The organism is Roseicyclus sediminis (genome assembly GCF_025515305.1).
GTDB classification, from domain to species: Bacteria; Pseudomonadota; Alphaproteobacteria; order Rhodobacterales; family Rhodobacteraceae; genus Roseibacterium; species Roseibacterium sediminis.
The window spans coordinates 101113-122062 of the sequence record NZ_JAOPHT010000008.1; the positions used below are offsets into that span (position 1 = coordinate 101113).

Here is a 20950-nt window from a genome sequence, read left to right on the forward strand (position 1 = left end):
CTGTCGGGGCGCCGGGGCGGGGCGCGACGGGCGTGATCGGGCGGTTCGCGGGGATGTCGCCCTAGGCGTGCAGGACGTGCCACGCGTGGCCGTCGAAGCCCTCGACCGCGTCGCCGTCGAGATGCAGGAGACGGGCGGGCGCCCCTGCCGTCAGCACGTTCGCGCGCCCGGTCAGCAGGCGGTGGGGACGGTCGAACCCCATCGGCAGCACCTCGGCGAGTGGCCGCGCGGTCAGCCGCGCGATATGTCCAAGCCCCTCCAGCAGGCTGATGTCGGCGCCGGCGAGCGTGCCGTCGGTGAGCGTGAGCCGCCCTTCATGGCGCAGGACCTGCCGGCCGGCCAGCGAGAAGCCGGCGGCATCGGTGCCGGCGACCGCCATGGCGTCGGAGACGGGGATCGCCCCACCGGGGTGCGCGGCCAGCGCGATCTTCAGGGCCGCATCGGCGACGTGGTGGCCGTCGGGGATCACCCCCCAAGCCTCGGCATGGGTGAGGGCGGCGCCGACCAGTCCGGGCGCGCGGTGATGGAGGCCCGACATCGCGTTGAAGAGATGCGTGGCCATGCGCGCGCCCGCGGCGAAGGCGGCGACGGCAGCCTCGTAGCTGCAGGCCGTGTGGCCGAGCGAGACGACGACGCCTGCCTCGGTCAGCGCCGCGATCTGCTGCGGCGTGACCCGTTCGGGCGCGAGCGTGACGAGCAGGTGGCCGACCCGCGCCCGGGCGTCGATCAGGAAGGCGAGATCGGCGTCGCCCATGTCGCGGAGCGTCGCCGGATCATGCGCCCCCGGCACCGCGATATGCGGACCCTCGAGGTGCAGGCCGAGGATGCCGGGATCGGCCTGCCGCGCGGTGGCGACGAGGTGGACTGCGGTCTCGGTCGCGGTGGCGGTGTCGGAGATGAGCGTGGGCAGGATCGCCGCGGTCCCGAGCCGCAGGTGCGCGGCCAGTATGTCGAGGACATCGCCCGGCCCCTCGCAGTCGCCCAGCATCCGGCCACCGCCGCCGTTGACCTGCAGGTCGATCGGCGCGGGGCAGACGACGGGGGCATGATCCCTCGCGGTTCCGGGGGAAAGGCGCGCGATGCGGCCTTCCGCGATCTCCAGATCCATGCCCCGACGCATGCCCGCGCCGTCGAGGATATCGACGCCCTCGAGCTTCACGGCAGCCCCCGTGCCAGCGCCAGCGCCCCGTCGAGCGGGCGTCCGAGCGCGGGGCGCAGGTCGCGCGACAGTGCCTCGGGAAGGTGCGGCGCGAGCAATTCGCCGAGCCCGCCGGTGACGACGAGCGGCGCGCCCGGCGCATGGCCGAGGTCGGCGAGGCCTTCGGTCAGTGCCTCCAGCGTCTCGGTGATCAACCGCCGGGCGAGCGGTGTTTCGGCATGGGCCAGAACCACGCGGGCGACCTGCGCGAAATCGCCGGGCCGCGCGTCACGGGCGAAAAGGACGGGATGGGGCGGCGCGGCCTCCATCAGGGCTTCGGCCAGCGGGTCCGCAGGCAGGCGGCCATCGGCGACGCGCAGGGCGAGGGAAAGCGCGCGGCGGCCCAGCCACGCGGCCGAGCCTTCGTCGCCGAGGTGGAAGCCCCAGCCGCCCACATGCCGGATCCCCGAGGCCGACTTGCGGATGAAGAAGGATCCGGTCCCGAGGCTTGCGAGTGTGCCCATCGCGCCGCCAAGCGCGCCTTCCAGCGCGGTCACGCTGTCATCGACCACGTAGGCGAGGAAGGGAAGGCGCGTGGCGAAGGCGTCGGCGACGCCGGGCAGGCGCCCGCCCGCCAGGCCCGCGCAGACGCGCGCGCGTCCCATGTCCTCGAGGCCGAGTCCATGGGCCGCCAGCCCCTCGATCAACGCCTGGCGGATCGCGGCCTCGGCGCCCGGCGGATCGGTCACGATGTTCGCGGGGCCGCCCGTCGTCTCGGTCACCGTGTCACCGACCGACACCGCCACGCGGCAGCCTGTTCCGCCGCCGTCGATGCCGATATCGATCCGGTCGGCCATGATCAGAGCGCGACGGCCTGACCCGTCATCGCCGCCTCCTGTGCGGCCAGGCCGATCCGGACCGCGGCGGCGCCGTCCTGCAGCGTCACCTCCGGGCGGCGGCCTTCGCGAACCACGTCGAGGAAGCGGAGATGCTGGTAGTACGTCGCCCCGTTGTGGTCGCCCGCTTCCAGAAGCGTCGGGTCCACGGGGATGTCGATGCGGCTCGGGCCCGTCGGATGGCGCGGGCTGACGATCAGGTGTGGGACAGGCTGCGGGCCGATGTCGAAGTTCCAGAACCGCGTCGGCCCCGGCACGAAGGCCTGAAGTTTGCCCGTGGTACCGACGGCCGAGATCTCTTCCTGGTAATCGGAGCCTTCCGCGAACATGCACAGTTCCAGCATCGCGCGGGCGCCCTTCGCGAAGTCCACGATCACGTAGCCGTGGTCCCAGATATCCGGCGTCTCGCCCCCGTAGCGTTCGTCGAGATGGTTCACGGCCTGGCCTGCGCTCGCCATGACGCGCACCGGTTCGTCCTGCAGGATCAGGCGCATCAGGTCGAAGAAATGGCAGCATTTCTCGACCAGCGTCCCCCCGGTGTTGCGGTTGAAGCGGTTCCAGTCGCCGACCTTCTCGAGGAAGGGGAAGCGGTGTTCGCGGATCGTCAGCATGCGGATGCCGCCCGTGGCCGCCTCCGCCATCTCGCGGAACTTCGCGATCGGCGGCATGTAGCGGTACTCCATCGCGACCCAGATCGGCGCGGGGAAATCGCGGGCGATGTCGCGCAGCGCGGCCTCGTCCTCGCGCCGCGTGTAGACCGGCTTCTCCACCAGGACCGGCAGCGGCCTGATGCGCGCGATGTCCCGCAGTTGCGGCACGTGCATGTGATTGGGCGAGGCGATGACCAGCGCATCGACGTCGTTGCGCGCCAGAAGCCCGGGGATGTCCGCGCAGGGCGTGGCGCCGGGCACCAGCGCCCGGGTCGCGGCCGCCATGCCTGTGTCGGGCTCCACGAAGGCCGAAACCTCCGCCTGTGCGAGAAGTGCTATGTTGCGGATGTGCTCCTGGCCCATCATGCCGCAACCGACGATGCCGTAGCGCGTCATTGCCGTCTTGTCCTCCCCTCGCGCGGCGCCCTCAGGGCACCCGCGCATGATAGCGGGCGCGTGCCGGATCGAACCATGTCCGCGACGCCTCCGCCGGTTTGCCGTATTGATCGAAGGCCAGCCGTTCGACAAGCCCCATCGTGTCGCCGGGCAAGGGCCCGAGTTCCGTCGGCGCCCAGTCGGGTAGGGGGCCCACGCTCACCCTGTCCTCGGCCCGCAGGATGTCGAGCGACAGCCGCTCCCGGTAGAAACGGTAAAGCGATTCCGAAAGGTGCGACGCCTTCAGCGTGCCATAGCGGGCATGGAGCCAGATCTCCTCGACCGCGACCGGCACCCCGTCGAGCGCGCGCAGCCGCCGGATGCGCCAGGCCCGGCCGGGCATGTCGGACAGCGCCTCGGGCGACGGCCCCTCGTCGAGCGACAGAAGCCGCGCGGTCGGAAGACCACCGCCGCCCGGCACCGCCTCGAGCCGGAAGAGGGCGTAGGTCCCGACGTTCCGCGCGCCGCCCCTCACGTAGTTCCCCGAGCCCTGCCGGCGTTCGATCAGTCCGCGCTCGGCGACGACGGCGAGGGCCTTCCTCAGCGTCATCATCGACACGCCGTTCTGGGCCGCCATGCGCCGTTCGGGCGGAAGCCGGTCCCCCGCCGCAAGCCGGCCCGCGCCGATCTCGATGGTGAGACGCTCGGCGATGCGCAGATAGGCGGGCAGGGCGCCGGGATGCGGATCTGCTGACATGGCCTTCCAAACCTGTCGCATAAAAATTGTTATACCATTGATCTACCCGTTTCCTCCGGCTAGGCAATCGGGAAACGCATTCCGGGAAGGGAGGCCCTGCGTCATGACCGTCGTCCCCGTCACGTCCGCCGATCTCGATGCCGCCGAGGTATCGTGGTTCGCCGCGCTCTGTTCCGACGATTACCGCTACCTGGGCGTGCCGGAGGGAGACCTGCGCTCGTCCTGGGCGCACTGCTCCTCGATTCTCAAGGAGGCGGAAGCCCAGGGTTTCCGCAACATCCTGTGCCCGTCCTCCTACCAGGTCGGGCAGGACACGTTGAGCTTCGTCGCCGCCGGCGGGCAGGTGACGAGCCGGATCAACATGCTGGCCGCCGTCCGTTGCGGCGAGATGCAGCCGGTCATGCTGGCGCGCACCATCGCCACGCTCGATCACATGCTGGAAGGGCGGCTGACCGTGAACATCATCTCGTCGGACTTCCCCGGCGAGAAGGCCGACAGTGCCTTCCGCTACCAGCGGAGCCGCGAGGTGGTGGAGATCCTGAAGCAGGCCTGGACCCAGGATCAGATCAACTACCAGGGCGAAGTCTATGATTTCAAAGGTCTGACGACCGATCCCGCGAAGCCGTACCAGACCGGCGGGCCGCTTCTCTATTTCGGGGGCTATTCGCCCGACGCGCTCGAACTCTGCGGACAGCATTGCGACGTGTACCTGATGTGGCCTGAGCCCAAGGAACAGATCGCCGGACGCATGAAGGCCGTGAACGAAGTCGCTGAAAGATATGGCAGAACGCTCGACTACGGTCTCCGTGTCCACGTGATCGTCCGCGACACGGAGCAGGAGGCGCGCGAATATGCCGAGCACCTCGTCTCGAAACTCGACGACGAGCTTGGCACGCTGATCCGGGAGCGCGCGCTCGATTCCGGCTCGCTCGGGGTGAGCCACCAGGCCCGCGCCCGCGAGCTTGCGGACCAGTTCGGGTATATCGAGCCGCATCTGTGGACCGGGATCGGGCGTGCGCGCTCGGGCTGCGGCGCGGCCATCGTCGGATCGGCCGATCAGGTTCTGTCGGAGATCGAGGAGTATCGCAAGATGGGGGTCCGCGCCTTCATCTTCTCGGGCTACCCGCATCTCGACGAATGTCGGCATTTCGGTCGGCTCGTGATGCCCGAGCTCAAGACCTGTTCATTGCCAGAGGCTTACGGCAGAGTGCCTGCGGGCGTGCCCGATACGCCGCTCGGAGCCGGGGAGAGACGCTGATGGACCGCGTTAAGGTCGGAGACCTCGAATTCAGCCGCATCGTCTACGGGATGTGGCGGCTCGGCGATGACGCCGACACTTCGCCTGCCCATGTGGAAGCCAAGATCGAGGCCTGCCTCGAGCAGGGCATCACCACGATGGACCAGGCCGACATCTACGGGGCCTACGGCGCCGAGACGATCCTCGGCGCGGCCTTCCGCGCCAGCCCCGGCCTGCGCGACAAGGTGGAGCTGGTCACCAAATGCGACATCGTCGCGCCGATCGGCAAGCACGCGGACAAACGCGTGAAATATTACGACACGTCAGGCCCTTACATCACGTCCTGCGTCGAGAACTCGCTGACGCAGATGGCGACGGACCGGATCGACCTTCTGCTCATCCACCGCCCCGATCCGATGATGGACCATGCCGAGACGGGCGCCGCGCTCGATGCGCTGGTCGCCTCTGGCAAGGTGCGCGAAGTGGGTGTTTCGAACTTCCGGCCCTGGGACTGGCAGCTTCTGCAATCGGCGATGGAAGTGCCGCTGGTGACCAACCAGATCGAGTTGAGCGTCATGCATCTCGATCCCTTCACCAACGGCGATCTGGCGTTCCACCAGGCCCATGGCCATCCGGTGATGGCCTGGTCGCCGCTGGCCGGCGGTCGGCTCTTCGCCGAGGAGGGCGCCGCGGTGCGCGAGGTGCTGACGCGGATCGCGCACGAGCAAGGCGTGGATCCCGGCGCGGTCGCGGTGGCGTTTCTGCTCCGCCATCCCGCGAAGATCCTGCCGGTGATGGGCACCAACGCGCTCGACCGCATCCGTGGCCTTTCCGCGGCCCTGTCGGTGGAGCTGACGCGGCAGGACTGGTTCGAGATCTATACCGCGACCCTCGGCCACGAAGTGGCCTGACGCGCGGCCGCGGGCTGCGAGGCCCAAGGCCGGCCTACATCCGCAGGGTTCGTCCGGTCCCGGTGTCGAAAAGGTGGATCGCGCCCGAATTCGCGGTGAGCGCCACGCGCTCGCCGGGCTGCACCCTGGTCTGGCCGGGGTTGTGCACCGTGACCGGCGTGCCGTCCTGGAACGCGCCATAGAGGTAGCTGTCCGTCCCGAGCTGCTCCACCGCGCGGATGTCGGCATGAAGCACGCCGTCGGGGTCGGGACGCAGGTCGTTCGGGCGCAGGCCTAGCGTCACCTTCTGTCCGGCCCGCTGCGCGAAGCCCGTTTCCGGCAGGGTCACGGCATCGCCGGTGTCGAGCGTCAGGTGCGTCCGGTCCTCGCCCACCGTGCCCTTGAGGAAATTCATCTTCGGGCTGCCGATGAAGCCCGCGACGAACAGGTTTTCGGGCGCGTTGAAGAGGTCGAGGGGGCGGCCGAACTGCTCCAGTTCGCCCAGCCGCAACACCGCGATCTTGTCGGCCATCGTCATGGCCTCCACCTGGTCGTGGGTCACGTAGACCATGGTATTTCCAAGCCGCTTGTGCAGCGAGGAGATCTCGCCGCGCATGTCGACGCGCAGCTCCGCGTCGAGGTTCGACAGCGGCTCGTCGAAGAGAAAGACGCGCGGCTCGCGGACCACGGCGCGGCCGATGGCCACCCGCTGCCGCTGTCCGCCCGAGAGGTCCTTGGGCCGCCGGTCGAGAAGCTGGTCGATCTGCAGCATCTTGGCGACCTCGCCCACCTTCCTGGCGATCTCGGCCTTGGGGGTGTTGATGTTCTCCAGCCCGAAGGACAGGTTCTGGCGCACCGTCATGTGCGGGTAGAGCGCGTAGGACTGGAACACCATGGCCAGCCCCCGGTCGGCGGCCGGCGTGTCGTTGACGACGTCGCCCCCCAGGACGATCTGCCCGGCCGAGATGTCCTCGAGCCCCGCGATCATCCGCAGAAGCGTGGACTTGCCGCAGCCCGAGGGGCCGACGAAGACGCAGAATTCGCCGTGCTCCACGGTCAGGTCAATGCCCTTGATGACGTCGGCCGCGCCATAGGACTTGCGCACATCGCGCAGTTCGAGCTTCGCCATTACCGGCCCCCCGCCGTCATTTGCCACCTGTCGAGGCGATGCCGGTGGCGATGTATTTCTGCAGGAACATGAAGACGCAGGCGATCGGCAGGAGCGTCAGCACCGTCATCGCCAGAAGCGAGGACCAGTCGGTCAGAAGCTCCCCCTGGAAGGAGTTGAGCGCCAGCTGCAGCGTGAAGTTCTCCGACTGCGTCAGCACGATCAGCGGCCAGAGGAAATCGTTCCAGCGCCACATGATCGCGAGGATGGCAAGAACCGCGATGGCCGGCGCTGAGAGGGGCAGGATGATCCGCCAGAAGATCTTCCACTCGCTCGCCTTGTCCATGCGGGCAGCGTCGAGGATCTCGTCGGGGATCGTCAGCATGTACTGGCGCAACAGGAACACGCCCGTGGGTGTTGCCGCGCCCGGGATGATGACACCCCAGAGCGAGTTGAACATGCCCAGTTCCGTGACGATCAGGAACAGCGGCACGAGGACCACCGTCTGCGGGATCATCAGCGTGGAGATGACGAGGAGCAGGACGGTGGTCCGCCCCCGGAACCGGTATTTCGACAGCGCGAAGGCGGCCATCGAGTTCACCAGCAGCATGATCGCCGTGGACATCAGCGTGATGAAGGTCGAGTTCCAGAAATAGCGCAGGAAGGTGAAGCGCTCGAAAAGCTCGGTGTAGTTCTCGGTAGCCAGCCGCACGCGCTGCACCGGTTCGCGCTCGTCGATGCCGGTGCGCAGGCGCTCGCCGGGGTTGGCCGGATCGACCATCTGCGCCTGGATCCCGACGCGCCGGACCTGCGCGAGGATCATGCCCTCGTACTCGCCGCCGGTCATGCGGAAGAGGGGCAGGGGCTCGTCGTAGCCTTCGATCAGCATGGTCTGCTGCTGGTAGGGCAGGAAGGTCGGCGGATAGCGTTGCAGGTCGGCCTCGGTCTTGAAGGACGACAGGACAAGCCAGACGACGGGGCCGAACATCAGGCAGATGCCGAGGCCGAGATAGGCGTAGGAGGCCCAGTCGGTCCAGTGGAGCCGCGTGCCGCCATTGGCGCGCCCGCGCGTGCGGGTGAGGAAGGCGAAGGCGCCGCTCATGGGGCGGGCTCCGATCCTTGCAAGGATCGGGGCAGGGTCTTGCAAGACCCTGCCGAGCGCCTTGCAAGGCGCTGGGGAGGATTTTGCAAAATCCTCCCCGGATGAGATCTCACGCGCCGACTAGCCATCCACGTTCCTCCGGTTCACCCAGAGCTGGATCAGCGTCAGCACCACCAGCACGGCTGCCACCATGAGCGAGGCCGCCGCCGCCAGCCCGAAGAGCCTCGGCGCCCCCGCGAAGCCTTCTTCGTAGATGTACTGGATGATGAAGGTCGTCGCCGTGCCGGGGCCGCCGCCGGTGAAGGCGTAGATCTCGTCGAAGGTCTGCACGCCCTTGATCAGCGCGAGGACCAGCACAACCAGCATCGTCGGCGCCAGAAGCGGCAGGGTGATCCGCGTGAAGCTCCGCCAGGGCGAGGCGCGGTCCATGATCGCCGCCTCGTAGACGTCGCGCGGGATCGCCTGCAGGCCCGCCAGCAGGATCAGGGTGTAAAAGCCCATGTGCGCCCAGACCGAGATGAAGACCGACCAGGCGAAGGCCCATTGCGCATCGACGAGCCAATTGATCCCGCCCATGCCCGTCCAGTCGAGAAACGCGTTCAGCACCCCCTCGCGCTGCAGGATCCACTTCCAGATCAGCGCCACGACGACCGGCGACAGGAGGACGGGGAAGAAGAAGACCGCGCGGAAGAAGCCGCGCGCGCGGATGTCCCGGTTGAGGATGATGGCCGTCAGCAGCGCGAAGCCGACCATGAAGCCGACCTGCAGCGTCACGAACCAGGTCGTGTTCCACACCGCGCGCCAGAACTTGTCTTCGCGGCAGGTGTTCGGATCGAGGTAGCTGCCGCAATCGGTCAGCGTGACGAAGTTTCTCAGGCCGACGTCGGGCCTGTCCGCCAGAAGCACGTTGTCGCCGCCCGTCGTCGCGTAGAACAGGTTCAGGATCACCGGCAGGAAGGCGAAAAGACCGAAGAGGATCAGGTTCGGCGCAAGGAAGGCCCAGGCGAACAGGCGCATCCCCAGAAGGCGCTGCAGCGCCAGCATCGGGATCTCGATGATCCGCATGAGCGGGTTGAGGATGGCCAGGAACATCGTCTGTGCGAAAGTGCCCGGCCCCCCGCGTCGCCGCGGGAGGCCGGAGGTTCCGTTACTGGCTCTCGGCCATCGCGGCGGCGAGATCGTCGGACATCCGCCCGACGGCGTCAGCGACGCTCAGTTCGCCCACGATGGCCTGGCTGAGGCGCTCCACCGTGATGCCGAACATCGCCCGGTTGCCGGCATAGCCCTGGTAGGCGAAGGCGATCGGCGAGACGTCCGGAAGATCGGCGGCGAAGGCGTTCAGCGCGGCCTGCGCGGCGGGCGAGGCATTCTGGAACTCGACCCCGGCCGAGGCGACGCCCAGGTGCGCGGGCAGGTTGCGCGTCCGTGCCGCGACCTCGGCATAGACGTCCTCCTGCGCGAGGTAGTCGATCACGGCCGCGACGATCTCGGGATGCTCGGTCTGCTCGAAGCCGACGATGCCCGCGCCGCCCGGCATGCCGGAACAGGCACCGGCCGGACCGCAGGGCGAGCCCACGACCTGCCAGTCGAAGAAGTCGCCGACCTGCTCGTCCATGCGGCCGACCTGCCAGGAGCCGGAGTAGTAGAACACGAGCTCACCGTTGATGAACTCCTGCGCCGCGTCCTGGTAGGTCGCGCCGCCCTGGCCGGCCCAGACGTCGCGCGCCATGGTGCCATCCTCGTTCCAGGCCACGAACTGCGCCGCGAAGGGCTCGAAGCCCGCGAAGCTGCCGTTGCCTTCACCGTCGAAGTACTGCGCGCCGTAGGAGATCGCGGGACCCGCGACGCGGTGACCCGAGCGGTCGATCGCCATCGGGAACGGCGTGTCGGTGGCCGCGGCCACGGCGTTCGCCGCTGCGGCCCATTCTTCCCAGGTCGCGTCGGCGCCCGGCATCTCGATACCCGCCTGCTCGAAGAGCGTGGCGTTCACGAAGGCGCCGGTGATCGTCAGCTGCGAGTGCATCCCGTAGTAGCCCTGACGGTCGCCCACGCGATACCAGTCGAGCGTGCCGCCGAAGCTCGCATCCCAGTAGCCGGTGTCGATATAGGGCGTGAGGTCGAGGTAATACTCGTTGAGGCCGCCGAGGTCGGTGACCTTCGCCATGTCGGGTCCGGTGCCCGCGGCAAGCTGAACCGGCAGGTTCTCGAGAATGGCCTGGTAGGGCACCACGTCCACGATCACGTCGACGCCCGGATTGTCCGCCTCGAAGCGGGTGAGCACGTCGTCGTAGACTTCGCACTCGTTGCCGTCCGAGTAGCACATGAAGCGGATTTCCTGCGCCGCGGCGGCGCCTGCCAGAAGCGCAAAGCTCGTGGCGACCGCCGTGGTGGCGGCGAAACTCGTCTTGAGCACGGTCGTTCCTCCCTGATTGACCATGTATGTCACGAACATGACTGTTGGCCGTTCCGCATGATACCGGTAACGGCAGGAGGAGCATGGCGCTTATGGAACGGCGGGGCAACTCCCGAGTCGCCCGGTCACGCCCGGTTGCCCTTGCGTCAGCCGCGCGGCGCGGGATCAGAGCCGCGACAGGTGCGACGCGCAGCCGGTCAGCGCGGCGTAATCGTCGGTCACGACCTGCACGCCGAACTGCTCCATGAAGGTCGAGAAGCGGCCCTTGGACCGGAAAGCCTCGGCGAAGCCCAGCTCGTCGAGCCAGGGGGCGAAGGCCCGGGCGACCCCGCCCACGAAGTAGATGCCGGCGAAGGGCAGGTGGCCGAGCGCCAGGTCGCCGGCGACCGCGCCCATGACCCGCACGAAGAGCCGGCCCGTCTCGAGCGCTGCGGCGTCGCGCGCCTCCATCGCCGCGAGGACCTCGGCCGCCTCGGCATGCACCCCGTGAAGCGCGGCGTGCAGCGTGCCGACGCCCCGGCCCGAAAGCACCTCCTCGACGGAAGGGAACCCGTGGCTGTCGGCGATCTCGGGCAGGATCTCGGACAGGCCCGGCACCGTTGCGGGCAGCGAGACGTGGCCCGCCTCGGACGGCGGCACGAAGCGGCCCGCCTCGGTGTCGAAAACCGGGCAGGCATTGAAGCCGGTGCCAAGGCCGATGACCAGCTTCGCGGCGTGGGGGGAATGGGCGGGCTGGGGCAGGATGCGCTGGAGGTTGGTGCTCGCGATATGCCCGATCGCGTGGCCCTGGGCCTGCAGGTCGTTCAGGACCGCCGACTTGCCCGCGGTCAGCGCCCCCGCGAGGATCTCGCGGTCGACGCGCCAGTCGAGGTTCGTGAGTTGCGCGACGCCGTCCCGCACCGGCCCCGCCGCGGCCACGCAAACGCCGGTGATCTCGGTATCGCTGACGCCGCAGCCCTCCATGTAGGCCGCGATCACCGAGGCGATGCCGTCATGCTCGGCGTTGCGGAACCGCTTGACGCTTGCCCCGTCCACCAGTGGCCCCCGCGCCAATGCCACGCGGGTGTTCGTGCCGCCGATATCGGCGACCAGCGAAAGGCCGGTTTCAGGCGAGCTCATCTGGGCAATCTCTTGGTTCGTTTCGTGCTGCGCGGGTCAGGAGGCCTGCGCGCGCCACCATCGGGCGAGTGCCTCATAGGATGCTTTCGGGGTTCTTGCCAAGGTTTCGAAATCGACGTGGACGAGGCCGAAGCGCTTCTCGTAGCCGAGCGACCATTCGTAATTGTCCATCAGCGACCAGACGAAATAGCCGCTGACCGGTGCGCCCCCGGCGATCGCCTCGCGCACGGCGGAGAGATGGGCGTCGAGGTAGTCGATTCGCTCGGTGTCGGGGCGGTCGGGAAGGTCGGGGTTGGCCATGCCGTTCTCGGTCACGTAGATCGGCAGGTCGCCGGAATACTCCCGCGCGGTGCGCAACAGAAAGTCGCGCAGGCCGTCGGGATAAATCTCCCATCCCATCTGCGTCAGTGGCAGGACCGTCTCCGCCTCGGCATAGGCGGGCCAGGGGCCGTCGCCTGCACGGATGCGCTTGCGCGTGTAGTAGTTCACCCCGATCCAGTCGAGCGGCGTGCCGATCAGCGCGAAATCGTCCTGCCATCCCTTCGGCAGGTGCGGCTCCAGTCCCTCCAGCACCTCGGGCGGATATTCCCCCTTGAAGAGGCCGCCGAGGAAGAAGCGGTTGTAGATCGCGTCGTAGCGCGCGGTGGCCGCCATGTCGGCGGGATCGTCCGAGGCGGGGGCTGCCCATTCGAAGTTGCAGACCGCGCCGAGGTTCTTCATCCCGAGGCCGCGCATCACTTCGATCGCGGCGCCGTGGGACTTCAGGACATGGTGCATCGCGCGCGCGGTCGCGCGGATGTCGCGCAGGCCCGGCGCGTGGGCCCCGTCGAAATGGCTGAGCCAGCCGACGCACCACGGCTCGTTGATCGGCGCGGCGGACCAGACGCGGTCGCCGATCCGGCTCATCACGGTCTGGGTGAAGTCGGCGAACCAGTTGGGCATGTCCGCGTTCCGCCAGCCGCCCTTGTCGGCGAGTGGCTGCGGCAATTCCCAGTGGTAGAGCGTGGCCGCGGGCCGGATCCCCCGCGCCAGCATGCCGTCCACCAGCCGGTCGTAGAAATCGAGCCCTTCGTGATTGGGCTGGCCGGTTCCGTCGGGCAGGACCCGCGCCCAGGAGGTCGAGAAGCGGTAGACGTCTGCGCCCAGCCCCGAGATGAGGTCGAGATCCTCCTCGAAGCGGTGGTAGTGGTCGCAGGCGCGCTCCCCGTTCTCGGCGCGCACGACGTTTCCGGGCGTGGCGGCGAAGCTGTCCCAATGTGTCGGCCCGGCTCCGCCGAAGGCATGGCCCTCGATCTGGTAGGCGGAGGTTGCGACCCCGAAGAGAAACCCCTCGGGGAAATCGGCGCGGCTGGCCTGCATGGTCGGCTTTCCTTTCAGTCGGCGGAGGGCGCGGGACCGGTCGAGCGGCCCAGCGTCAACTCGGTCTCCCACAATTCCTGCACCGGCGCGAGGCCGGGGTTCCGGATGAGGTCGATCAGGATCTCGGCGCAGCGCCGTCCAGCCTCCCGGATCGAGGAGCGCGTCGCCGTGAAGGGCGGGCCGCCCGGCGCGGAGGCGGCATCGTTGCCGATGTAGGACAGCATGTCGTCATGGCAGATCACCGAGATGTCGCGGCCGAGGCGCATGCCCCGCTCGCCGGCGGCCCTGCGGACGCCGATCGCCGGCATGATCGCGGACACCACGAAGGCCGTCGGCGGTTCGGGCCCGTCGAGCATGGTCGCGGCGGCGTTGTAGCCGAAAAGCTCCGTCATCAGGTCGGCTTGCATCAGGTGTGGTTGCGGGGCGATTCCCCGTGCCGCCAGCGCCTCCTCGAAGCCGCGGCGTCGACGCAGGGCGAAGTCGAGGTCCTCGGGGCCGTTGATGAGTGCGATGCGTGTATGCCCGAGATCGAGCAGGAATTCGGTCGCCCGCCGGAAGGCCCGGATGTTGGCGATGTCGAGCCAGGAATAATTCGAGTGATCGCCGGTGCGGCCATGGACGATGAAGGGCAGGTCGAGCTCCTGCAGGAGGGCGATGCGTCCGTCCACGAGCCTTGGCGATTGCACCATCACGCCGTCGACCGAACCGTTCGAGGCCATCTGCCGATAGGCGCGCTCGGCCTCGCCGTTGGGCACCATGGACAGGAGCAGGTCATATCCCTCGCGGGCATAGACCTCGCCCGCGCCGACGAGGAAATCGGCGAAGATGGGGTTCACCATCTCCTCCTTCCCCGACAGCGGGACGACGTGGCCGATCGTCATGGCGCGGCCCGTGGCCAGCCGCCGGGCCCGCGAATTCGGGGCGTAGTTGGCGGCGCGCGCGGCGGCCAGCACGCGGGTGCGCGTCTCTTCCCGGACCTCCGGGTAGCCGTTCAGCGCGCGGCTGACGGTGGTCTGAGACAGACCGAGCGACTCGGACAGCTCCCTGAGATTCATCGTGAATTCGGCCCCAAAGCGCTTTCAAAACGTGGGTGAGGCTAGTCCCGAGTGCGTTGATTTGTCAAAGATTCAAAACTGCCCGCTATTGCTGCACCTGCGAAATACCCACTTATTTTACAGGGTGCCGCGATTGGCGGATTGACTTATCGGGATGCATCCTCAAGGGTGCCGCTAACCCAAAGCGCTTTGGGTGGGCGCCGTCCGGCGCGGCCGGGCGCGGTTTGGGGCAACGCCAGCCGGGAGACACCGGCACCATATCTGGGAGGATATCTCGATGAAGACCCGTCTCTTCACCAGCGTCGCCGCGCTTGCCCTCGTGGCGGGCACGGCCCACGCGCAGGACCTGCTGGTCCCCATCGGCGAGGGCGAATTCAACTGGGACAGCTACAACGCGTTCGCCGAAGCGGCGCCGGATCTGGGCGGCCAGACGGTGACCATCGCGGGTCCGTGGCTGTCGCCCGAAGCTGATCGGTTCGACAACCTGCTGGCGTATTTCGAGGCCGCGACGGGCGCCGAGGCGACCTACACCGGTTCGGACAGTTTCGAGCAGCAGATCGTCATCGATGCCGAGGCGGGTTCCGCGCCCAACATCGCCGTTTTCCCGCAGCCCGGCCTCGCCGCCGTGATGGCCGCCGGCGGACTGCTGACGCCTCTGGGCGACGACATGGCCGCCTGGGTCGCCGACAACTACGCCGCCGGCCCGTCCTGGGTCGATCTGGGTACCTATGCCGACGAAAACGGCGACGACCAGTTCTACGGCTTCTTCTTCAACGTGAACCTGAAGTCGCTCGTCTGGTACGTGCCGGAGAACTTCGAGGATGCCGGCTACGAAGTGCCCCAGACCATGGAGGAGCTGATCGCGCTCTCCGAACAGATCGTGGCCGACGGCGAGACGCCCTGGTGCATCGGCCTGGGGTCGGGTGCCGCGACCGGCTGGCCCGCGACCGACTGGGTCGAGGACATCATGCTGCGCACGCAGCCGCCCGAGGTCTATGACGGCTGGGTCTCCAACGAGATCCCGTTCAACGACGAGCGGGTGGTCAACGCCATCGAGACCTTCGGCATGTTCGCGCGCACCGAAGGCTGGGTGCAGGGCGGTCCGGGCGCGGTCGCCACGACCGACTTCCGCGACAGCCCCACGGGCCTCTTCGCGTCGCCTCCGGGATGCTACATGCACCGCCAGGCGTCGTTCATCCCGGCCTTCTTCCCCGAGGGCACCGTGGTGGGTGAGGATGCCGACTTCTTCTACTTTCCCTCCTTCGAGGGTGAAGACCTCGGCAACCCGGTACTGGGCGGCGGTACGCTGATGGCGATCACCGATCCCTCGGATGCGACCATGGCCTTCATGGAGTTCCTGCAGACGCCGTTCGCACATGAGATCATGATGTCTCAGGGCGGCTTCCTCACCCCGCATTCGGGCGTGAACCTCGCCACCTACTCGTCTGGCGTGGAGGCCGGTCAGGGCGAGATCCTTCTGAACGCCACGACGTTCCGCTTCGACGGCTCGGACCTGATGCCCGGTGCCATCGGCGCGGGTGCATTCTGGACCGGGATGGTCGACTATGCCGGCGGCGCGGACGCCATGGAGGTCGCCACGTCGATCCAGGAGAGCTGGGACGCGCTCGACTGAGCCTGCCTGCGATCAACGTCTATCAGGGGTCCGGCCGCATCCGGCCGGGCCCCTTTCCCCCCGATGACGGCGCATGACAGACGCCGCGCGGGGCTCCGGACAACAAGGGGAGGGGACACATGAATCCTGCATTGCAAGGATTGATCACGATCATCGTGGGTGTCGGCGGCTGTGTCGCTTATTTCTACTTCTCGAACCAGTTTCTCGACAAGGTTCTCTTTCCCGCCCGTGGCCCCCATGCGGGGCGCAACATCAACCGCGCCAACGCGATCCGGCCGTGGTTGTTCCTGTTTCCCGCCGTGTTCGCGCTGGGGCTCTACCTCGCCTATCCCGTCTTCGAGACGTTGCGCCTTTCGCTGACCGACCGCAGCGCGGGCGGCGCTTTCGTGGGGTTGGACAACTACGCGCAGATGTTCGGCGAGGACAAGTTCTGGGAGGCGGTGGTCAACAACCTGATGTGGCTGCTGATCGTGCCGGCCGCCGCGACCGCCTTCGGCCTGCTGGCCGCGCAGCTGACCGACCGCATCAAGTGGGGCAACATCGCCAAGTCGCTGATCTTCATGCCGATGGCGATCTCGTTCGTCGGTGCGGCCGTGATCTTCAAGCTGATCTATGACGCCCGCCCCGAGGACGTGGCGCAGATCGGCGTTCTGAACGCGGTCTACCTCCAGCTCGGCGGCGAAAGCCCGATCACGTGGCTGACGGTGCCGTTCTGGAACAACTTCTTCCTCATGATCGTGTTGATCTGGATCCAGACCGGTTTCGCCATGGTGATCCTGTCGGCGGCCCTGCGCGGCATCCCCGAGGAAACGGTCGAGGCGGCCATCGTCGACGGCGCCAATCCGTTCCAGATCTTCTTCAAGATCAAGATCCCGCAGATCGCGGGGACCATCGTCGTGGTCTGGACCACGATCACGATCGTCGTGCTGAAAGTCTTCGACATCGTCTTCGCCATGACCAACGGCCAGTGGGAGACGCAGGTTCTCGCCAATTACATGTACGACAAGCTGTTCCGCGCCAACGACTGGGGCGTGGGCTCGGCCAGCGCGATGATCATCATGCTCATGGTGACGCCGATCCTCGTGTGGAACGTCTACAATGCCCGGAAGGAGATGCGGTGATGGCTGCTCACCCCGAAACCGTCCGGCTGGGAGGAAGCCATGGATAACATTGCCGGAAGGAAGTCCTCCCTCACCTGGGCGGTTCACATCTCGGTCGCGGCGCTGGTCCTTCTGTGGATCTTCCCCACGCTCGGCCTGCTTGTCTCGTCCTTCCGGACGACGGACCAGATCCGTACCTCCGGCTGGTGGGCGGCGATGTTCCCCGCCGTGCAGAACGAAACGCTGCGCACGGCTAACCCCGATGATACGCGCGTCGACCTCGGCGAGGGCCGTTACATGGTCGACGGCAACCTCTTCGTCGTGGACGGCCAGGTCGACAGCGCCGAAGAGGTCGCCGCGGAGATCTCGGTCTGGGGGACGTCATCACGCCAGATCGACGCCTACACGGCGGGCGACACGGCGGACCTCGGGGACGGCGAGACGCTGACGGTCCAGTCCAACGGCGACTACGTCTGGGAGGGCAACGACGAACAGATCTCGGGCCGCGGCCAGCGCGTGTTCGTAACCGCCGAAAGCCCGCCCGAATTCACCTTGGACAACTACCGGAACGTTCTTTTCGACCCCGGCAACCGCGAAGGGATGACGAAGGCCTTCCTCAACACCCTGACGGTGACGATCCCGGCGACAATCATCCCGATCCTCATCGCGGCCTTCGCGGCCTATGCGCTGGCCTGGATGGAGTTTCCGGGCCGGGCGCTCCTGGTCGCGGCCGTCGTGGCCCTGCTGGTCGTGCCGCTGCAACTCGCGCTGATCCCGCTTCTGTCGCTGCACAACGCAATCGGCATCGGCAAGGGGTATCTCGGCGTCTGGCTCGCGCATACCGGTTTCGGCCTTCCGCTCGCGATCTACCTGTTGCGCAACTACATGGTCGGCCTTCCGCGCGAAGTGATCGAGAATGCCCGCGTCGATGGCGCGACGGAGTTCCAGATCTTCACCAAGATCATCCTCCCGCTCAGCTTCCCGGCGCTCGCCAGCTTCGCGATCTTCCAGTTCCTCTGGACGTGGAACGACCTGCTGGTGGCCATGGTGTTCCTGATCGACGCGTCGGGCGAGACCACGGTGATGACGCGGCAGATCGTCGAGCTGATGGGCACGCGGGGCGGCGATTGGGAAATCCTCGCCACGTCGGCCTTCGTGTCGATCGCGGTGCCCCTTGTGGTCTTCTTCACGATGCAGAGATACCTGGTGCGTGGCCTTCTCGCGGGCTCCGTGAAGTAGGCCGGATCCACCTCATGAACATGGCGAATTCGAGATGAACCTGATGCAGGACATGGCCCGCGAAAAGATCGTGGCGCCCGACAAGGACTGGTGGCGCGGTGCGGTGATCTATCAGATCTACCCGCGCAGCTTCCAGGATTCCAATCACGACGGGATCGGGGACCTTGCGGGGATTATCCACCGCCTGCACCACGTCGCCGAACTGGGCGTGGACGCGATCTGGATCAGCCCCTTCTTCCGCTCTCCGATGCTCGATTTCGGCTACGACGTCAGCGATTACCGCGACGTCGATCCGATGTTCGGCACGCTCGGCGATTTCGACGCGCTGATCCAGCGGGCGCATGAACTGGGGCTGAAGGTCCTGATCGACCTGGTGCTCAGCCACACGTCGAGCCAGCATTCGTGGTTCCAGGAAAGCGTGTCGAGCCGCGACAACCCCAAGGCCGACTGGTACGTCTGGGCCGACGCCAAGCCCGACGGCAGCCCGCCGAACAACTGGCTGTCGATCTTCGGCGGCTCGGCCTGGGAATGGTCGGGCGACCGTATGCAGTACTACCTGCACAATTTCCTCAAGGAACAGCCCGACCTCAATTTCCACAACCCCGAGGTGCAGGAAGAGCTTCTGGCCGTCGCGCGGTTCTGGCTCGACCGTGGTGTCGATGGCTTCCGGCTGGACACGATCAACTTCTATTTCCATGACAAGGAGTTGCGGAACAATCCCGCGCTCGATCCCGCGCGGCGCAACGCCACGATCGCGCCCGAGGTGAACCCCTACAACTGGCAAGATCACCTGCACGACAAGAACCAGCCCGAGAACCTTGAGTTCCTGCGCCGCCTTCGCGCACTGATGGACGAATACCCCGCCGCGACCTGCGTCGGCGAGGTGGGCGACGCGCAGTATGGCCTGCAGATCCAGGCGCAGTACACCGGCGGCGGCGACAAGGTGCACATGTGCTATTCCTTCGAGTTCCTCTCGGGGATCACGCCCACGCCCGAGCGGGTGGGAGAGGTCCTGCGCGACTACGAGCGCGAGATCGGCGATGGCTGGGCCTGCTGGGCCTTCTCGAACCACGACGTCATGCGCCATGCGAGCCGCTGGAACCTCGGCGAGGACGCGCGCAGGCTTTATGCGGGCCTCCTGTTGTCGCTGCGCGGATCGGTCTGCCTCTACCAGGGCGAGGAACTGGGCCTGACCGAGGCCTATGTCGCCTACGAGGACCTGCAGGATCCCTACGGCATCCGCTTCTGGCCGAACTACAAGGGCCGCGACGGGTGCCGGACACCGATCCCGTGGATCTCGGACAACCAGAACGGCGGCTTCTCGGACGCCAAGCCCTGGCTTCCGATGGCGATGGAGCATCTGCACCGCGCGGTCGCCAACCAGGAGGACAAGGAGGATTCGACGCTCGCCTTCTACCGGGCGATGATCCGTTTCCGCCACAGCTACCCCGCGCTCGTGAAGGGCAAGCTGGAGCTGGTGCAGACCAGCGGCGGCGTCCTGTCCTTCATCCGCGAACACGAGGGGCTGAAGCTCTTCTGCGCGTTCAACCTTACCAACGCGGCGCTGCCCGTCGCCCTGCCGAAAGGCGAGTGGCGGCAGGACAAGGGCGCCCCGTTCACCGCGATGCAGCGCGAGACCGAGGTCACGCTGCCGCCTTACCAGGCCTATTTCGGCGCGCAGGAGGCGGCCTGACGATCCGGGCGCGCAAGACTTTCAGGGAGGAGACGGGGACATGGCAAATCTGAAGCTGACCGATGTCGAGAAGACCTATGGCGGCACCGTCACGGTGCTCAGGGACATCGACCTCGATATCGAGCAGGGCGAGCTGATCGTCTTCGTCGGCCCCTCGGGCTGCGGCAAGTCCACGCTTCTGCGGATGATCGCGGGCCTGGAGAAGATCACCGGCGGCACGCTGGAGATCGACGGGATGGTGGTGAACGACGTGCCCCCCTCCCAGCGTGGCATCGCAATGGTGTTCCAGTCCTACGCGCTCTACCCGCACATGACGGTCTACGACAACATGGCGTTCGCCTTGAAGATCGCGGGTGACGACAAGGCCACGATCGACAAGAAGGTGCGCGCGGCCGCCGACAAGCTGCAGCTGACGAACTTCCTCGACCGTCTGCCCAAGGCGCTCTCCGGCGGGCAGCGGCAGCGGGTCGCCATCGGCCGCTCCATCGTCCGCGACCCCAAGGTCTATCTCTTCGACGAGCCGCTCTCGAACCTCGACGCCGCCCTCCGCGTCGCGACCCGCATCGAGATCGCGCAGCTGAAGGAGCAGATGCCGGAAAGCACCATGATCTACGTCACCCACGACCAGGTGGAGGCGATGACGCTGGCCACCCGGATCGTGGTCCTCGCGGGCGGCGGGATCGCGCAGGTGGGCTCTCCGCTCGACCTCTACCAGAAACCCAACTCGACCTTCGTCGCGCAGTTCATCGGCAGCCCGGCGATGAACCTCCTCGGCGGCAAGATCGTCGGCACCGGCGAGGTGACGACGCTCGAGCTTCCCGAGGGCGGCGGCACGATCACCTCGCACTACCCGTCGCTTCCCGAGGACATGGGCGCCGAAGTGAAGGTCGGCATCCGCCCCGAGGACATGGTCGGGACCGATGCCGCCGATTTCGCCTATCACGGCACCGTGGACATCACCGAGGCCCTTGGCGAAGTGACGCTTCTGTACTTCCGCAAGTCCGCGCCCGACCACGACCCGGTCATCGGCAAGCTCAGCGGTATCCACAAGGAGCTGCGCGGCCGTGACGTGAAGCTGACGGCCGCCCCCGAGAACGTCCACATCTTCAAGGACGGCATCTCGTTGCTCTACCGCGACCAGAAGGTTTTCCTGCCGGGGGTCCAGCCGCACTGACGAGGTCGCAGC

General features: G+C 67.3%; 18 protein-coding genes. 7 read left to right on the top strand and 11 right to left on the bottom strand.

Annotated elements, in window-relative coordinates; all coding sequences use genetic code 11:
• Positions 1-61: 61 nt before the first annotated feature.
• From N8I71_RS12110 to N8I71_RS12125, 4 genes are read right to left on the bottom strand one after another with little or no spacing between them, the layout of a single operon-like run.
• A complete protein-coding gene (locus tag N8I71_RS12110; RefSeq protein WP_262878245.1) occupies positions 62-1159 on the bottom strand; it encodes an N-acetylglucosamine-6-phosphate deacetylase in 1098 nt (365 codons plus the stop codon).
• Positions 1156-1995: a BadF/BadG/BcrA/BcrD ATPase family protein gene (locus N8I71_RS12115; RefSeq protein WP_262878246.1), complete on the bottom strand. Its 840-nt coding sequence runs from the start codon at positions 1993-1995 to the stop codon at positions 1156-1158. The genes N8I71_RS12110 and N8I71_RS12115 overlap by 4 nt, the downstream gene beginning before the upstream one ends.
• Positions 1996-1997: 2 nt before the next feature.
• Positions 1998-3080, bottom strand: coding sequence for a Gfo/Idh/MocA family protein (locus N8I71_RS12120; protein WP_262878247.1), 1083 nt, complete (start codon positions 3078-3080; stop codon positions 1998-2000).
• Positions 3081-3111: 31 nt separating this feature from the next.
• Positions 3112-3816: a GntR family transcriptional regulator gene (locus N8I71_RS12125; protein ID WP_262878248.1), complete on the bottom strand. Its 705-nt coding sequence runs from the start codon at positions 3814-3816 to the stop codon at positions 3112-3114.
• A 103-nt stretch (positions 3817-3919) separates the two neighbouring features.
• Here N8I71_RS12125 and N8I71_RS12130 point away from each other — a divergent pair, with 103 nt between their 5' ends.
• Both N8I71_RS12130 and N8I71_RS12135 read left to right on the top strand, forming a co-directional pair.
• Complete coding sequence (locus N8I71_RS12130; protein ID WP_262878249.1) at positions 3920-5074, top strand: LLM class flavin-dependent oxidoreductase; 1155 nt, start codon at positions 3920-3922, stop codon at positions 5072-5074.
• Positions 5074-5964, top strand: a complete 891-nt coding sequence (locus N8I71_RS12135) for an aldo/keto reductase (protein ID WP_262878250.1) — start codon at positions 5074-5076, stop codon at positions 5962-5964. The genes N8I71_RS12130 and N8I71_RS12135 overlap by 1 nt, the downstream gene beginning before the upstream one ends.
• Before the next feature lie 34 nt (positions 5965-5998).
• Here the strand turns inward: N8I71_RS12135 and N8I71_RS12140 are convergent, their stop codons facing one another.
• The 7 genes from N8I71_RS12140 to N8I71_RS12170 all read right to left on the bottom strand — a co-directional run bounded on the left by N8I71_RS12140 (position 5999) and on the right by N8I71_RS12170 (position 14099).
• Positions 5999-7072, bottom strand: a complete 1074-nt coding sequence (locus N8I71_RS12140; RefSeq protein ID WP_262878251.1) for an ABC transporter ATP-binding protein — start codon at positions 7070-7072, stop codon at positions 5999-6001.
• Between the two features lie 16 nt (positions 7073-7088).
• The gene (locus tag N8I71_RS12145; RefSeq protein ID WP_262878252.1) at positions 7089-8153 is read right to left on the bottom strand and encodes a carbohydrate ABC transporter permease; all 1065 of its coding nucleotides are present in this window, start codon (positions 8151-8153) and stop codon (positions 7089-7091) included.
• 120 nt (positions 8154-8273) lie between these two features.
• On the bottom strand, positions 8274-9245 hold the full coding sequence (locus N8I71_RS12150) for a carbohydrate ABC transporter permease (protein ID WP_262878253.1): 972 nt from the start codon (positions 9243-9245) through the stop codon (positions 8274-8276).
• 55 nt (positions 9246-9300) lie between these two features.
• On the bottom strand, positions 9301-10605 hold the full coding sequence (locus N8I71_RS12155) for an ABC transporter substrate-binding protein (RefSeq protein ID WP_262878254.1): 1305 nt from the start codon (positions 10603-10605) through the stop codon (positions 9301-9303).
• Positions 10606-10731: 126 nt separating this feature from the next.
• Entirely contained in the window at positions 10732-11685 is a 954-nt protein-coding gene (locus tag N8I71_RS12160) for a glucokinase (RefSeq protein ID WP_262878255.1), read from the bottom strand.
• 36 nt (positions 11686-11721) lie between these two features.
• Complete coding sequence (locus tag N8I71_RS12165; protein ID WP_262878256.1) at positions 11722-13044, bottom strand: GH1 family beta-glucosidase; 1323 nt, start codon at positions 13042-13044, stop codon at positions 11722-11724.
• A 14-nt stretch (positions 13045-13058) separates the two neighbouring features.
• Positions 13059-14099, bottom strand: coding sequence for a substrate-binding domain-containing protein (locus tag N8I71_RS12170; RefSeq protein WP_262878257.1), 1041 nt, complete (start codon positions 14097-14099; stop codon positions 13059-13061).
• A 277-nt stretch (positions 14100-14376) separates the two neighbouring features.
• On the opposite strand from N8I71_RS12170, the gene N8I71_RS12175 reads away from it, so the two are divergent.
• From N8I71_RS12175 to N8I71_RS12195, 5 genes are all read left to right on the top strand, one after another.
• Positions 14377-15732: an ABC transporter substrate-binding protein gene (locus N8I71_RS12175; protein WP_262878258.1), complete on the top strand. Its 1356-nt coding sequence runs from the start codon at positions 14377-14379 to the stop codon at positions 15730-15732.
• 119 nt (positions 15733-15851) lie between these two features.
• On the top strand, positions 15852-16853 hold the full coding sequence (locus N8I71_RS12180) for a carbohydrate ABC transporter permease (RefSeq protein WP_262878259.1): 1002 nt from the start codon (positions 15852-15854) through the stop codon (positions 16851-16853).
• Positions 16854-16892: 39 nt separating this feature from the next.
• On the top strand, positions 16893-18071 hold the full coding sequence (locus N8I71_RS12185) for a carbohydrate ABC transporter permease (protein WP_262878260.1): 1179 nt from the start codon (positions 16893-16895) through the stop codon (positions 18069-18071).
• Positions 18072-18105: 34 nt separating this feature from the next.
• Entirely contained in the window at positions 18106-19764 is a 1659-nt protein-coding gene (locus tag N8I71_RS12190) for an alpha-glucosidase (protein WP_262878261.1), read from the top strand.
• Positions 19765-19804: 40 nt separating this feature from the next.
• On the top strand, positions 19805-20938 hold the full coding sequence (locus N8I71_RS12195) for an ABC transporter ATP-binding protein (protein ID WP_262878262.1): 1134 nt from the start codon (positions 19805-19807) through the stop codon (positions 20936-20938).
• The last annotated feature ends 12 nt before the right edge of the window (positions 20939-20950 follow it).